General features: G+C 60.7%; 13 protein-coding genes and 1 pseudogene. 10 read left to right on the top strand and 4 right to left on the bottom strand.

Annotated features, from left to right (window positions below; all coding sequences use genetic code 11):
* The first annotated feature begins 23 nt into the window (after nucleotides 1-23).
* Both ABD833_RS09000 and ABD833_RS08995 read left to right on the top strand, forming a co-directional pair.
* Nucleotides 24-509 (top strand): energy transducer TonB, encoded by a 486-nt coding sequence (locus tag ABD833_RS09000; protein WP_345072454.1) that lies wholly within the window; start codon nucleotides 24-26, stop codon nucleotides 507-509.
* A gap of 32 nt (nucleotides 510-541) precedes the next feature.
* Nucleotides 542-1,165: a DUF5606 family protein gene (locus tag ABD833_RS08995; protein WP_345072452.1), complete on the top strand. Its 624-nt coding sequence runs from the start codon at nucleotides 542-544 to the stop codon at nucleotides 1,163-1,165.
* A gap of 74 nt (nucleotides 1,166-1,239) precedes the next feature.
* Here the strand turns inward: ABD833_RS08995 and fbp are convergent, their stop codons facing one another.
* Nucleotides 1,240-2,268, bottom strand: coding sequence for a class 1 fructose-bisphosphatase (gene fbp / locus ABD833_RS08990; protein ID WP_345072451.1), 1,029 nt, complete (start codon nucleotides 2,266-2,268; stop codon nucleotides 1,240-1,242).
* Nucleotides 2,269-2,353: 85 nt separating this feature from the next.
* Between fbp and ABD833_RS08985 the strand changes: the two genes are divergently transcribed.
* From ABD833_RS08985 to rsgA, 4 genes are all read left to right on the top strand, one after another.
* A complete protein-coding gene (locus tag ABD833_RS08985) occupies nucleotides 2,354-3,664 on the top strand; it encodes an aspartate kinase (RefSeq protein WP_345072450.1) in 1,311 nt (436 codons plus the stop codon).
* Nucleotides 3,665-4,161: 497 nt separating this feature from the next.
* Nucleotides 4,162-4,794: a peroxiredoxin gene (locus ABD833_RS08980; protein WP_345072449.1), complete on the top strand. Its 633-nt coding sequence runs from the start codon at nucleotides 4,162-4,164 to the stop codon at nucleotides 4,792-4,794.
* 171 nt (nucleotides 4,795-4,965) lie between these two features.
* A complete protein-coding gene (locus tag ABD833_RS08975; RefSeq protein WP_345072448.1) occupies nucleotides 4,966-6,204 on the top strand; it encodes a 3-deoxy-D-manno-octulosonic acid transferase in 1,239 nt (412 codons plus the stop codon).
* Between the two features lie 40 nt (nucleotides 6,205-6,244).
* Nucleotides 6,245-7,171: a ribosome small subunit-dependent GTPase A gene (rsgA, locus tag ABD833_RS08970; protein WP_345072446.1), complete on the top strand. Its 927-nt coding sequence runs from the start codon at nucleotides 6,245-6,247 to the stop codon at nucleotides 7,169-7,171.
* Between the two features lie 129 nt (nucleotides 7,172-7,300).
* On the opposite strand, the gene ABD833_RS08965 is transcribed toward rsgA, so the two are convergent.
* Together ABD833_RS08965 and ABD833_RS08960 are read right to left on the bottom strand one after the other, a co-directional pair.
* Nucleotides 7,301-8,785: a WD40 repeat domain-containing protein gene (locus tag ABD833_RS08965; RefSeq protein WP_345072445.1), complete on the bottom strand. Its 1,485-nt coding sequence runs from the start codon at nucleotides 8,783-8,785 to the stop codon at nucleotides 7,301-7,303.
* A 39-nt stretch (nucleotides 8,786-8,824) separates the two neighbouring features.
* Entirely contained in the window at nucleotides 8,825-9,709 is an 885-nt protein-coding gene (locus ABD833_RS08960; protein WP_345072444.1) for a cytochrome-c peroxidase, read from the bottom strand.
* Between the two features lie 1,102 nt (nucleotides 9,710-10,811).
* Between ABD833_RS08960 and ABD833_RS08955 the strand changes: the two genes are divergently transcribed.
* The 3 genes from ABD833_RS08955 to ABD833_RS08945 all read left to right on the top strand — a co-directional run bounded on the left by ABD833_RS08955 (nucleotide 10,812) and on the right by ABD833_RS08945 (nucleotide 13,051).
* Nucleotides 10,812-11,873: an IS4 family transposase gene (locus ABD833_RS08955; protein ID WP_345072443.1), complete on the top strand. Its 1,062-nt coding sequence runs from the start codon at nucleotides 10,812-10,814 to the stop codon at nucleotides 11,871-11,873.
* Between the two features lie 255 nt (nucleotides 11,874-12,128).
* Complete coding sequence (locus ABD833_RS08950; RefSeq protein WP_345072441.1) at nucleotides 12,129-12,461, top strand: four-helix bundle copper-binding protein; 333 nt, start codon at nucleotides 12,129-12,131, stop codon at nucleotides 12,459-12,461.
* A 185-nt stretch (nucleotides 12,462-12,646) separates the two neighbouring features.
* Nucleotides 12,647-13,051: a DUF6799 domain-containing protein gene (locus tag ABD833_RS08945; RefSeq protein ID WP_345072440.1), complete on the top strand. Its 405-nt coding sequence runs from the start codon at nucleotides 12,647-12,649 to the stop codon at nucleotides 13,049-13,051.
* A 25-nt stretch (nucleotides 13,052-13,076) separates the two neighbouring features.
* Here the strand turns inward: ABD833_RS08945 and ABD833_RS08940 are convergent.
* Nucleotides 13,077-13,418, bottom strand: a pseudogene (locus ABD833_RS08940) (transposase); the annotation flags it as partial.
* 142 nt (nucleotides 13,419-13,560) lie between these two features.
* Here ABD833_RS08940 and ABD833_RS08935 point away from each other — a divergent pair.
* On the top strand, nucleotides 13,561-13,749 hold the full coding sequence (locus ABD833_RS08935; protein ID WP_345072438.1) for a hypothetical protein: 189 nt from the start codon (nucleotides 13,561-13,563) through the stop codon (nucleotides 13,747-13,749).
* Nucleotides 13,750-13,778 lie beyond the last annotated feature (29 nt).

The raw sequence follows: 13,778 nt of genomic DNA, 5'->3' as shown, positions 1-13,778 counted from the left end.
CCGTTCTTCTCTTCGGTTTATCCATGAAAAAAATCCCGTTCGTGCTGGCCCTAGCCCTGTTGGCCGTATCCGCTCCGGCTTTCGCGCAGAAGACCAAGGTAAAAATCAAGGGTGAGGCCCCGACCCCGGAGCTTACCGCCCCCGCTCCCACCGAGGCAGCTGCCCAAACCGTGCCTCCCGTTGCTCACGTGAAGTCTATTCCGGTTGCGGAGTACTACGAAGGCGGCCAGGAGGCCATGTACGAGTTCATTAATAAGGAGCTTAAATACCCGATCATGGCTCGCCGGAACCGGATTCAGGGGTCCTGTATTGTAAGCTTCACCCTGAACACCGACGGAACCATGTCCGGTGTTAAGCTGGTCAAGAACGTGGGCGGCGGCTGCGGGGAAGAAGCGCTGCGCGTGGTGCGGTTGCTGAAGTTTAAAAAGCCTGATTACGCCATCTTAACCAGCCTCCCGGTGGGCTTTAAGCTGCCCGCCCCGGGACCGGCGGCGGCAGCGACCGAATAATTTCGTCTTTCTCTTACCCAACTGCCTTTTCTATGCCCTACGACCTGAAGGAAATTGCTGCCATCAGCGGAATGCCCGGTCTTTTCCGTCTCATCAGCCCAACCCGGGCCGGCGTTATCGTGGAGTCACTCGCGGAAACCGGCAAACGGTCCGTGGCCTCGGCCCGCAACAAGGTTTCGCTGCTGCAGGAAATTTCCATCTACACCCAGGACTACGACCAAACCGTGCCCCTGACGGAAGTTTTTGAGCGTATCTACCAGAAGTTTGGAACCGACCTGCCCGTAACCAACAAATCCGACGACCGTGATCTGGCGGCCTTCATGGGCACCATCATTCCCGATTACGACCGGGAGCGGGTATACCTGTCTGATATCAAGAAACTGGTATCGTGGTATAAAGCCGTCAGCGCAAAACTGGAATACCAGGCCCCGGTAGCTGAAGAAGCGCCCGCACCAGCAGAAGCGCCCGCACCGGCTCCGGAAGACAAGCCAAAGGCTAAAAAGAAAACGGCCAAGACGGCCGACGACAGCCCTACCGAAGAAGAAGCCCTTAGCACCGCTGGCATTATTCCGGCTGAGCCGGAATCTACGGAGCCTATCAATCCGGAAATCACCGAGGAGAAGTCCGCGAAGAAAGGCGACAAGAAACAAGCGTAGCCGCTTGCTGTCCATTAAAAAAGGCCACCCGATGATCGGGTGGCCTTTTTTAATGGACAGTAAGCGGCTAGCGGCTAGCTGAGCGCCGCCGCCGTGGCAGCGGTGTATTCCCGGGCCATAAACTCCTCGGCCTTCTCCACCAGTTCCGTCGAGCCAATGAAGAAAGGGCACCGATCGTGCATCCCCTTGGGTTCCAGCTCCATGGTGCGGGAGCGGCCGTCGCTGGATTTGCCGCCGGCCTGCTCCACGATGAAAGCCAGCGCGTTGCACTCGTACATCAGGCGTAGTTTGCCGCTGGGGGCCGTCTTAGTGGCCGGGTAGATATAGATTCCGCCTTTGAGCAGGTTGCGGTGGAAATCGGCTACCAACGACCCGATGTAGCGGGCCGAGTACCCTTGCTGTTTGCAATGGGCCACGTAGGCCGTCATGGCTTCGGAAAAATGATCCGAATTTCCTTCGTTAAGCGAATAGATAGCACCCGTTTTGGGCGTCGTAATCTGGGGGTGCGACAGAAAAAACTCCCCCAACGACGGCTCATACGTGAAGCCATTTACCCCATTCCCGGTGGTGTACACCATCATAGTGCTGGGGCCATAAATCACGTAGCCGGCGGCCACCTGGTTCGTCCCGCTTTGCAGGCAGTCCTGCTCGGCACCTTCGTTGCCAGTGGGAGATACGCGACGGTAAATACTGAAAATGGTGCCGATGCTGACGTTCACGTCAATATTGGAGGAGCCGTCGAGCGGGTCAATGGCTACCACGTATTTACCCTGCACGTTGCCGGTCTGAATCATCTCCTCATCTTCTTCGGAAATGATGGTGCATACCTCCCCGCCGTTGCGCAGGGCCCGGATGAAGCGGATGTTGGCAATTACGTCCAGCTTTTGTTGCTCCTCGCCCTGCACATTGCGGTTGCCGTAAGCGCCGGCAATGTCGATCAGGCCGGAACGGTTGATTTCGCGGTTCACAATTTTAGTCGCCAGGGCAATGTCGCGCAGCAACTGGGAAAGCTCGCCGGTGGCGTAGGGAAAATCTTCCTGCTTGCGCATGATGAAGCGGTCCAGGGTGGTACCGACGGGCAGGGCCAGTTTGTTATGATCCATAAGGGGTGGGAAAATGAGCAGTGGGTCTGGCCTACAAAACTAAGCTTTTTCGCCACATCTGCGGCTGGCTGCCTACTTTTGGACCATGCAGCAACAGCACGCACTGAAGGTTTATAAGTTCGGGGGCGCCTCGGTGAAGGACGCGGCCGCCATCCGTAATCTGGTGCAAATAGTCGGGGAGCACCGGCGTACAGGGCCCTTGCTGGTGGTGGTTTCGGCGATGGGTAAAACCACCAACGCCCTGGAGGAGATTTTTGAGCGGGCCTACTCCGGCATTGATTACCGCCCGGCGCTGAACCAGCTGGAAGCCTTTCACCGCACGACTGCGCGGGAGCTGGCGGCCGGCCTGGGGCCGCACACGGCGGCCGATATCAACGAGGCATTCGACCACGCTTTCCAGGACTTGGAGGCCCACCTGGCGGGCGTTAGTGCGCAGCGCGAGTATGACGAGCAGTATGACCAGATAGTGAGCTTTGGCGAGCTGCTGGCCTCGCAGCTGATTGCCTTCGTACTGAACGATACCCAGCCGACCCGCTGGCTGGACTGCCGCCCGCTGCTGCGCACGGATGCCTGCTGGCGGGAAGGACGCATCGACTGGCTAACCACCGAAGCCAGCCTGCGGACCACCGTGCCCCGGCTGCTAGGCGAGGCCAACGTACTCGTCACCCAGGGCTTCGTGGGCGGCACCGCGGCGGGCCGCACCACCACGCTCGGCCGGGAAGGCTCCGACTACACCGCCGCTATTTTCGCCTACTGCCTGCCGGCCGAATCGGTGACGATCTGGAAAGACGTGGCCGGGCTGCTCAATGCCGACCCCAAGTTTTTCGCCGATCCGGTGCGCTACCCCGCCATCAGCTACCAGGAAACTATTGAAATGGCCTACTATGGAGCTTCGGTCATCCACCCCAAAACCATTCAGCCCCTGGCCGCGCGCCGGATTCCCCTCTTCGTAAAGTCGTTTCTGGACCCGGCGGCCGCCGGCACGCGCATCGGCGACGGGCAGCACGCGGCGCTGGTGCCGGCGTTTATCCGCAAACCCGGGCAGTGCCTGATTTCCTTCGGCTCGAAAGACCTCACGTTTATTTCGGAGCAAAACCTGGAAGTAATTTTTGGGGCGCTGGCGCAGGCCCGGCTCAAAATCAACATGATGCAGAACTCGGCCATTTCCTTTTCGGTCTGCACCGACTTTGTGGCCTCCCGGCTGGAGAAGCTGCTGCGCCAACTGTGCGACCAGTTCACCATTCACTACAATACGGGGCTGGAACTCTACACCATTAAGAACTACGACCCCGCCAGCATCGGACGGCTCACGACCGGACGCGAAGTGCTGCTGGAGCAGCGCACCCGGCAGACGGTGCAGGTGGTTTGCCGGGGGGGCAGCGAGTTCATTCCGTAGCGGGTGGGAGCCCATCAGCAAGGCTTTGTGCCTACCCGCCCGGCCTCCCCCGGGCGGCCGCAACGGGTTCTACGCTTGCCACGCAGACTCACAATGCTGACTAGCTGAGTTAGCAAGCATTTTTCATATATTGTTCATCTCCTGTCATTTAATCACCATCACATCCAGCTATGCTGCAAGTTATAACGCTGCTTTTTCTGCTTTGCCCTAAGCCCCGCGGAACAGCCGGAAACGAAGAATTTCCGGGGCGGCACAAAACCTTTTAGGCCTGCACTTCCTTGTATCCCTACCTTTGCGGGCGCTAATTCCCACCGATTGCTCATCGCTTCGTCACCTTAGATGAGGCGCGACCCGGGTCCCCTTTTGGGGTTGCCGGCCCTGCATTCAACCAACTCTCGCCATTCCAAACGCAACGCCGCGCTTGGCGCCGGCGAGTCCGGCCGGAGTCCTGGCCGGGGTTTTCCACTGATTTTTCTTTTTCACTTTACCTTTTCAACATGGCAGTTCTCGTTGGCAAACGTGCTCCTTCTTTCAAGGCTACGGCCGTAATCGACAGCGAATTCGAAGAGGATTTCTCCCTCGACCGCTACCTGGGCAAGAAGCACGTCATCTTCTACTTCTACCCCGCCGACTTCACCTTCGTTTGTCCTACCGAAATCATTGCGTTCCAGGACCGGCTGGCTGATTTCGAAGCCAAAGGCGTGGCCGTCGTCGGATGCTCGACCGACACTCACTTCTCCCACTTCGCCTGGCTGCAGACGCCCCGCGACAACGGCGGCATTCAGGGCGTAACCTACCCGCTGGTGGCCGATGCCACCAAAACCATTGCTTCCAACTACGACGTGCTCGGCGGCCACTACGACTACAACGAAGCCGGCGAAATGACCTTCGTAGGCTCGCCCCTCGCCTACCGCGGCCTGTTCCTGATCGATAAGGATGGCATCGTCCGCCACCAGGTGGTCAACGACGGTCCGCTGGGCCGCAGCATCGACGAAGCCATGCGCATGGTCGATGCTTTGCAATACTTCGAGGTGAAAGGGGAAGTGTGCCCCGCCAACTGGGAAGAAGGCAAGGAAGCCATGCTGGCTACCCGCGAAGGCGTAGCCAACTACCTCGGCAAGCAGCACTAGCGCGTAGCGCTTAAAATACGTTTTGAAAAGGCTCTGACCACATGGTTGGAGCCTTTTTTCGTTTACCGGCTGGCAAACGCCTATTTTTGCCGGACTGCCTGCTTTTTTCCAGCTACCAGCCAACCGGGACCAGGCACTAAGCACTAAGCACCAGGCACCAAGCACTATCCCTTGCTTTTCCTTTACAACACCAGTCTTTGGCTTTACGCCCTGCTGCTGCGGCTCGTAGCGCCTTTTGTGCCCAAAGCGGCGCAGTGGACCAATGGCCGGCACGGACTGCTGCAACAGATTGAGCACGCTTTGCGGCACGAGAACGGGCCGCGCGCGTGGTTTCACTGCGCCTCCTTGGGGGAGTTTGAACAGGGTCGGCCGTTGCTGGAAGCGTTCCGGCAGCAGCATCCGCAGTATAAAATCGTGCTGACGTTCTTTTCGCCCTCGGGCTACGAAATCCGCAAAAGCTGGCCGGGAGCCGACTATATTTTCTACCTGCCGCTCGATACGGCCAGTAGCGCCCGCGCATTTCTGGACGCGGTGCAACCCGAGTTGACGGTATTCGTGAAGTACGAGTTCTGGTACCACTTCCTCACCGAGCTGCACCGCCGCCGGGTTGCTACTATCTGCGTGTCGGCCATTTTCCGGCCGGAGCAGGCATTTTTCAAGCCCTGGGGCGGCCTCTTTCGGCAGATCCTGGGTCGCTTTACCCATATCTTCACCCAGAATGAAGCCTCAGCCGAGTTGTTGCGGCAAATCGGCGTTACCCAGGTCAGCACGGCCGGCGACACGCGGTTTGATACGGTGGTAGCCATGGCCGCCGCGCCGCCGAAGCCCTTACCCCTGCTGGCGGCTTTCGTAGCCGACGGGGCGCCGGTGCTGGTGGTGGGCAGCAGTTGGCCCGAGGATATTACCATGCTCACGCCCGCTATTCGGGCGCTGGCTCCCGCAGCGCTGCGCGTGCTGGTGGCCCCGCACGAGCTGCATGAATCTGGTTTCCAGCAGGTAGAAGCCCTGCTGCCGGGTCAGGTGGTGCGCTATTCCCGGGCCACTGCGGAAACCGTCGGTACGGCCCGGGTGCTGCTGATTGACTCCATTGGCCTGCTGCGGGAGCTATACCGCTACGGCACGCTGGGCTACGTGGGCGGGGCCTTCGGCAAGGGCCTGCACAACACGCTCGAAGCGGCCGTGTTCGGGCTGCCCCTGCTGTTTGGGCCGAACTACCAGAAATTCCAGGAAGCCCGCGACCTGGTCCAGCTCGGCGGGGCCGATGCAGTGAAAGACGCCGAAGAGCTGGAAACGGCCCTGAAATTCCTGGTTTACAACCCGGAGCAGCGGTTGCCCATCGTGGCCAAAAACCGAACCTACGTGCTCACCCACGCCGGAGCCACCGCCCGGATTATGGCGGCCCTCCCGTAGTGGCTGCCCCCAACCGAAGCCCCAAGCCCCAAGCCCTCCTATGACCGGCATCGTTATTAAATCTACCGGCTCGTGGTACCTCGTGCGCGAAACCGCCACCGGGCTGCTGCACCGCTGCCGTCTGCGCGGCAAGTTCAAGCACAAGGGCCTGAAGGTGAGCAACCCCCTGGCCGTGGGCGACCAGGTAGACTTCACCGTGGAGGAGCAGACCGAGGGGGCGGGCGTGATTCACCACATCGAGCCGCGGCACAACTACATCATCCGCCGCTCAGTGCACAAGAGTGAGCACGCCCACATTGTGGCGGCCAACCTGGACCTGGCCCTGCTGGTGGTCACGCTGGTGTCGCCGGCCACGTCATTCGGATTTATCGACCGGTTCCTGGTCACGGCCGAGGCTTACCAGATTCCCGTGCGGCTCATCTTCAACAAGGTGGACCTCTACGACGAGGAGCTGGCGGGCTACCAGGAGCAGATTCTGAAAATGTACCGCCGCACCGGTTACGAGGGCCTGCGCTGCTCAGCCCACACCGGCGAGGGGCTGGCTGACATCGACGCCCTGCTCGACGGCAAGGTGACCTTGCTTTCCGGGCACTCGGGCGTGGGCAAGAGCACCCTCATCAACGCCCTGGTGCCCGACCTGGACATTAAGACCGCCGAAATCAGTCAGTTTTCCGATAAGGGCGTGCACACTACCACCTTCGCCGAGATGCTGGAAGTGCGCCCCGCCACCTACATCATCGACACGCCGGGCATCAAGGAGCTGGGGCTGGTCGACATTCCGCCCGCGCAGCTGGCCCACTACTTTCCCGAGATGCGCGCCCTGCTCAACCAGTGCCGCTACCACAACTGCCAGCACGTGCACGAGCCCGGCTGCGTGGTGCGCGAAGCCGTTGACAACGGCAAAATTGCCCTGCCCCGCTACGACAGCTACCTGAGCATGCTGGCTGGCCAGGACAACCGGCACTAGCGGCCGGCAGCCCCTCAGGGGCCAAACGCTCACGCCCCACCAAAGCAGCTGGGCCGGCTGCTTTGGTGGGGCGTGCGCTTAGGGGGCTACGGGCGCCGTCGGTGGCGGGTGCCATCGACGGCGCGGCGGCTAGTGGGTGATGGTGTACTGACGGGGCGGGCCGCTGCTGCCAATCACCGTGGCGCTGACTTTATCGAGCTGAATAACCGCATCCGCGTATACGAAGGAAGGCGGCCCGTACGTCACCCGGGAGAAGCTGCTGCGGAACTGCTCGGCCTCGCGCGGGGCTGCCTTAACGCGGTAGCTGAGGGTTGGGAACAGGGCCGACCCCAGCGTATAGTATTCCGTATCCGCGTTATACTCCTTCAGCGTAAAGTTCGACCAGTCGGCGGCGTTGCCGTAGCTTTTGAGCAGCAAGGCCAGGCCTTCCTCCTGGAATAGCTTCATCTGCTCCGCCTTGCGGGCCATCCGCGCCTCAAAGTCGGCCGTTTTCTCAAACTCGCCTTTGCGGCTCCATTTGTCGAAGTTGTACTGGGCATAGGACCCGATCCGAATGGCCGTGCCGGGCACCTGCCAGATCTTAAGCGTGCCGTCGCGGCTCACGCTGGCCAGGCTGGTGCCGTCGGGGCTGAACGCCAGGTTCTCTACTTCGGCCGTGTGCAGCTCCCCGGATAAGTCCTGGACCAGCATGCCCGTCACCATATCCCAAACGCGCACCTTCCGGTCGCCGCCCCCGGTGGCAATCAGCTGCCCGTCGGGGCTGAAGCAGGTGGCCCACACATCGGAGACGTGCGCGGGAAATACGCGGACGGTCCGCTGGACTTTCAGGTCCCACAGGCGAGCCGTATTATCCCAGGCGCCACTCACCACATACTTGCCGTTGGGCGAGTAGCGCGCATCCCACACCTCATCGGTATGGCCCGACAGCACCATTTTGGGTTCCCAGGTGACCGTGTTCCAGATGCGCAGCGCGTGGTCGCCATTGGCCGTGAGCACCTCCGAGCCATCGGGGCTAAACGCTACCGACGTGACGTTGTTGGTGCGGCCCTTCGCCGTTTTGGCCCGATCGTAGGCCGTGGGTACGGGGGGCGCATCCGCAGCCTCCGGGGCTTTGAGCGAGGCCAGGCGCTGCCCGCTGAACGTATCGACGACCAGGGCCTGCCCATCCCAGCCCGCGCTGGCCAGGCGCTTGCTATCGGGGCTGAAGGCCACGTCGCGGACGTAATCGGTGTGGTCCGTGTTTTTACGCAGGAGCTCCCCGGTGATGGCATCCCATAGAATCAGGGCGTGATCAACGCCGCCCGAGGCAATGTAGCGGCCATTGGGGCTGAACTTCACGCAGACCACATCGTCCGTGTGTCCTTTCAGCGTGAGCGCCGGCTGGCGGGTAGCCACGTCGTACACCACGATGTCGCGGCCCAGGCCGCAGGTGACGATGCGCTTGCCGTCGGGGCTGTAGTCGACCCCCAGCAGGGCGGCCTTGGTTTTGATGTCGCCCTGCAGCCAGGCGCTGGCCGCGGGGGCGGAAGCCGGCGTCTGGGCCTGAGCGCCGGCGCTGTACAGAAGCGCTGCGCCAACGGCAGCGCGGAGCAGAGTAGAGGAATTGAGGAACATAAGCAAGTGGCAAAAGGTGTGTAAAAGTGGGCAAGCGGGTTAGTAGAGCCCTCCCACCCGGCGGTCGGGCAGGTCGGGCAGATCAGGCAGCGTGAGCGGGGAGCGGTGTTCGGCGGAAGTTGTATCGGTGAGGGCCTGCAGAAAGGCAATGAGCTGGTCTTCCTGCTGCGGCGGCAGCGGGTGCGTGAGCTGCAGCTGGTGAAACGGACTGCGGATGGCCTGCGCCAGCGTAGCGGCCTGACCATCGGCGCCGTAGGGCGGCGTAACGGCCACGTTGCGCAGGGTCGGGGTTTTCACCCATTCGCCGGGGCGTACCTCGTGGCGCTGCCCATCGCGGAAGGAGGAGCCGGCATGGCAGCCCGCGCAGCCCAGCCGGGCGAGAGAAAACAGCTGCTGGCCCGCCTGCGCCGCCGCGGGCAGGGGCCGGCCGCGCCGCCGGGCCACGTCGTAGGGAGCATCGCGGCTACGCAGGCTTTCGACGTACGCCGTCAGGGCCGCATTAATCGTGGCCTCCCCGATCGGGGCGTGCAGGGCCTGATCGAACCAGTGGCTATACTGGGAGCTTTGATTCAGCCGGTCCGTAATCAGGGCGTAGCTGCTGCCCATCTCCACCGGGCTGCTGATAACCTGGCCAATCACCTCGCTCATCGTGGTGGCCCGCCCGTCGTGGAAGTAGCGGCGCTGACCGGCCGCATTGAGCAACGTAGGCGCGTTGCGGCCCAGGTTGGCCGTAAAGCGGAGCGCCCGGGAGGTAATGCGGTGGTCGGTGAAGGCTTTGTCGGGCCGGTGGCAGGAAGCACAGCTCCGTTTACCATTGATAGAAAGCGCCGGCTCGAAGAACAAGACCTTGCCCAACGCCCGGAGGGCGGCCCGGTTAACCGGCGGGCCCGCACTTTGGGAGGAAGCCGAGCACCCATATAGCATTAATCCCGTAAAAAAAATTAACATTAAGCGATATGAGGCAGAGAAGAGCCGCATTGTTTTGTTTAATATTTTGTGTGCAATCCCTAAACAAATAAATCGGACTACCGGGGCCGCATTTGGCAAATAAAGCCCATTACTCGTCAAATAACCGGTTTAGCAGGATGAACGCGGCTGTAACCGGTATTGGAAAAATACCCGCGCCGTCAGCTACCCGCGAAGCGCTGCTACGGCAGCCCATTTTATGAATATGCAGGCAATGCTGCCCTCCTGGCCGGCCCCCTGAGCTGGTCGATGGCCCCAGGACGCGCGGGCAATTGCTGATCCGGACCGCGAAGATCTGCCTGGCAGCCGTCATCAGGCGGCAGAGGCGGCCCAGTTGCGCGGATGGCCCACCCGGGTGCGAAGCCCAGCAGCACGCCCGTGCGGGCTTTGGACAGCCTTTTCAGCTACTCCTCCGCACACCCTGGTTACACGGCCGAACAGATGCCGATACGCTACCCGATGCATATCCTCCCATACTGGGAGAGCAGATCCGCACGTTGGTGAGCACCTCTTGGGCTGGGTGCTGATTCATCGGGGCACGACCATCGCCAGACCTGCTATTACACCACAAGGCAGTGGTCTAACGTAGAGGCTGTTTAGGGTTTCGAAAAAGCTGTCATCCTGAGCGGAGCGAAGGACCTTATCACGTCCGTACCACTTGGAATTAGGCCAACATGAGCCGTCGTGAGAAGGTCCTTCGCAAGCGTACGCCAGATGAAGGATGACAAACGAAACCCTAAACAGGCTCGTAAGCTGATACTGCGGTTGTGGTTGTCGATGATAATTTTAATTCGGGCGGTGGGCCTTTTCAGGTATTTGCTGAGAAGCTGTTTGAGTTAGCAGAATTTGAGCACCCGTCTGATGTCTGCCAAGCTAATCCACGCTAACGCGTGGATTAGCGTTCGGTCGTATTCTACTCTACCCCACGATTTTTCAATTATTTGATAAGCAACTGTTTACGGGTAAATAGCACCCTCTGCTGCCTGTTTGAAGGGGTTGCCAGCTAAACCGGGGCGGGCCGACCTTTGTGGTTCCAACACCTAAAAGCCACTCCCGCCCCGTGAAGCAACGCCTCATCGCCAAAATTAAGACCGTTTTACAGCACGTGCCCCTGGTGGGCCATCTGTCGCGGCAAAAGTTCATCGCGCAATTCGTTATCGGCCTGATAAAGAGCCGCAACGTGCACTTCTGCGAAGTGGCCCAGCACCTGAACGATGCCGCCAAGCCCACCTCGAATGAAACCCGGATTCAGAACTTCTTCCGCGACGTGAAGCTCGACTACCTGGTGCTGGTTCAGCTGCTGGTCAGCTTGTTACCGGCAACCGGCAAGCTGCGCCTGTGTCTGGACCGCACCGAATGGGACTTCGGCCAGTGTCAGGTCAATAGCCTGCTCGTCACCGTGGGCTGCGGCGCGTGGCACGTGCCGCTCTACTGGGAACTGCTCGACAATCGCAGCGGCAATTCCAACGCTGCCCAGCGTATTGCCGTGCCCGAAATCTGCGTGGCGGTGCTGGGCCGCGAGCGGATTGGACTGGTGCTGGGGGACCGCGAATTTGTGGGCCATGTCTGGCTCAAATGGCTTAAAGACAACGGCTTGAATTTCGTCATGCGCTTACCCAAGCACCACCTGCTGACCGAGCAGAGCGGCCGCCGTCGCGCCATTGCCGACCTGGGCCTGGCCGTGGGGCAGGTACGCCGCTTTGCCCACGTGCAAGTCGATGGCGTCTGGGGGCAAGTCTGGGTCAAGGCCCTGGCTGAAGGGGAGTTTCTCTTTCTCTTTGGCACGGCCGGCCTGACTTCGCTGGGGCAGTTCTACGCCAAACGCTGGACGATAGAGCAGTGCTTTCAGAACCTGAAAGGCCGGGGGTTTAACCTGGAAAACAGCCACTTGCGCTCGCACGACAAGCTGCGCAAACTCGTCGCACTCGTCAGCCTGGCCTATGCTTTTTGCCTGAGCGTGGGCCAGGCGGCGGACCGGCGCACGCCAGTGGCGCACAAAAACCACGGCTATCGGGCTACGAGCCTGAGCCGCCACGGCCTGAATATCGTGCGCCAACTCACCCGCCCCGCCACCGATGCCCGAACCAGGCTAGCCCGACTAGTCGAAGCCTTATTGGATTGACTCATCAGGCAAGTTGCTCGCTATCAGATACCTGTAAAAATCGTGGGGTAGAGTAGGCTGCGGGTAGAAGCCCCTACAATGTCCTGTTAGGCGCGCGCAACTGCCATTCCAGCCAGTTGCTTGCCAGGAGCCATGGGGAAGGAGGAGGAAACGCAGGCCCTAATTCTGCAACTTCAGGGCGGGAATTACATTCAACTGCCGACAGAGGTTAGGAGTATACCTACGAACCGTTTCCAACTCTTATCCCTACAGCCCATGCACACGCAAAACCAAGCCCTCCTCGACGCCCTCAATGCCTGCATCGCCGCCTGCGAGCACTGCGCCACCGCCTGCCTGCAGGAACAGGACGTAAAAATGATGGCCCGGTGCATCAGCCTCGACCGCGACTGCGCCGACATCTGCGCCCTCACCGCCCGCTTCGTGGCCCGCGGTTCCGAGCACGCCCCGCACGTCATGAAAGAGTGCGCCGAGCTCTGCAAAGCCTGCGGCGACGAGTGCGAAAAGCACGCCCACATGCAGCACTGTAAAGAGTGCGCCGAGGCGTGCCGCCGCTGCGAGCAGGCCTGCCGCCAGGGCATGGCCGCTTAATTCCCCGCTTCCCTTGTCCCTCAGAGCCCGGTCGCAGCAGGACCGGGCTTTGCTGCTTCAGGCACAAACCAGTTCCCCGCCACTGCGCCTCGCCCAAACCAACGGGAAGGCTGGTAAGGGGGGCTTAGCCGCGGTGTCTTACCGTTCGTTAAGCTCCTAATTCCCACACTTTCTAACTCAACTCCATGAAAAAGTTTCTCGCTTCCGCCACTCAGTCCGCCTTGGTCGCCGTTCTGTTGCTCAGCGCTCCGCTCGTTCACGCCCAAACAACGGGCGGCAAAATGTCGGACGACAAGATGAAATCCGGCAAAATGAACTCCATGGGCAAGATGTCCAAGGACTGTTGCATGATGAAGGACGGCAAAATGATGATGATGAAGGGCGGCAAGATGATGCCCATGACCGAAAACATGACCATGGCCGACGGCACGGTGTGCATGACCGACGGCACCTGCAAAATGAAGGACGGCACCACCATGACCATGAAAAACGGCCAGTGCATGATGATGGACGGCAAAATGACCACGATGGACGGCATGAAAAAGGGCAGCAAAATGAAGTCCGGTAAAATGGGCGCCATGAAAATGTAGTTTCCGTTATTTCTGTCTCGTCCGGCTAAACGTCGACAGGAATACGGCAAGGGCCCCGTTCGGATTTTCCGGCGGGGCTTTTTGCTTGCGAATGGACTTGGCTGGGAGTTAAATAGTTCAGGGACAGGTGCGGCCGTTCCTCGTTGTATAGGTGCACGGCCTAGTCGACGAGCAAGCGGGCCTGAGTCAGGTCGTCGGGGAGCACAAAGAGGAATTCGTCTTTGAGGATGCCGTTGACGCGCTCGGCCAGCGCGTTCTGGTAGCAGTCATAGCCGTCGGTCGTCGAGCAGCGCAGCCCGGCGGCTTGCAGGGCGGCCTGGCAGGCATCGGAACAGTACTGGCTGCCCCGGTCGGAGTGGTGAATCAGCCCGGTGGTGGCCGGGCCGGCCCCGCGCACGGCCTGGGCCAGGGCAGCAGGCAGCCGGTGGTGTGCAGGCTGGCGTGGACGTGGTGGCCGACGATGCGACGGGAACAGGCATCGGTGAGTAGACTCAAACAGACCGCCCCCAATGGCAACCCCCAAAACCACCGCCGCAGGTGCCGCCGCAGCCGCGCCCGCCGCAACCCTCACCATCACGCCGCAGCCCAGCCGCGCCTACCTCACGGCCACCGTGGACGAGGACAGCGGCGAAGTCACCGAAACCAGCCGCTTTCGCTACTTATACTCATCGCGAAGAGCAAAGCGAATCTATGCTTAAGATTGTGCTATGAAGGTGATGCTTCCCGA

The sequence above is a fragment of the Hymenobacter fastidiosus genome, assembly GCF_039539565.1.
Taxonomy (GTDB): domain Bacteria; phylum Bacteroidota; class Bacteroidia; order Cytophagales; family Hymenobacteraceae; genus Hymenobacter; species Hymenobacter fastidiosus.
The sequence above is the reverse complement of the archived record's forward strand: the minus strand, read 5'-3'. Positions and strand labels throughout refer to the sequence as shown.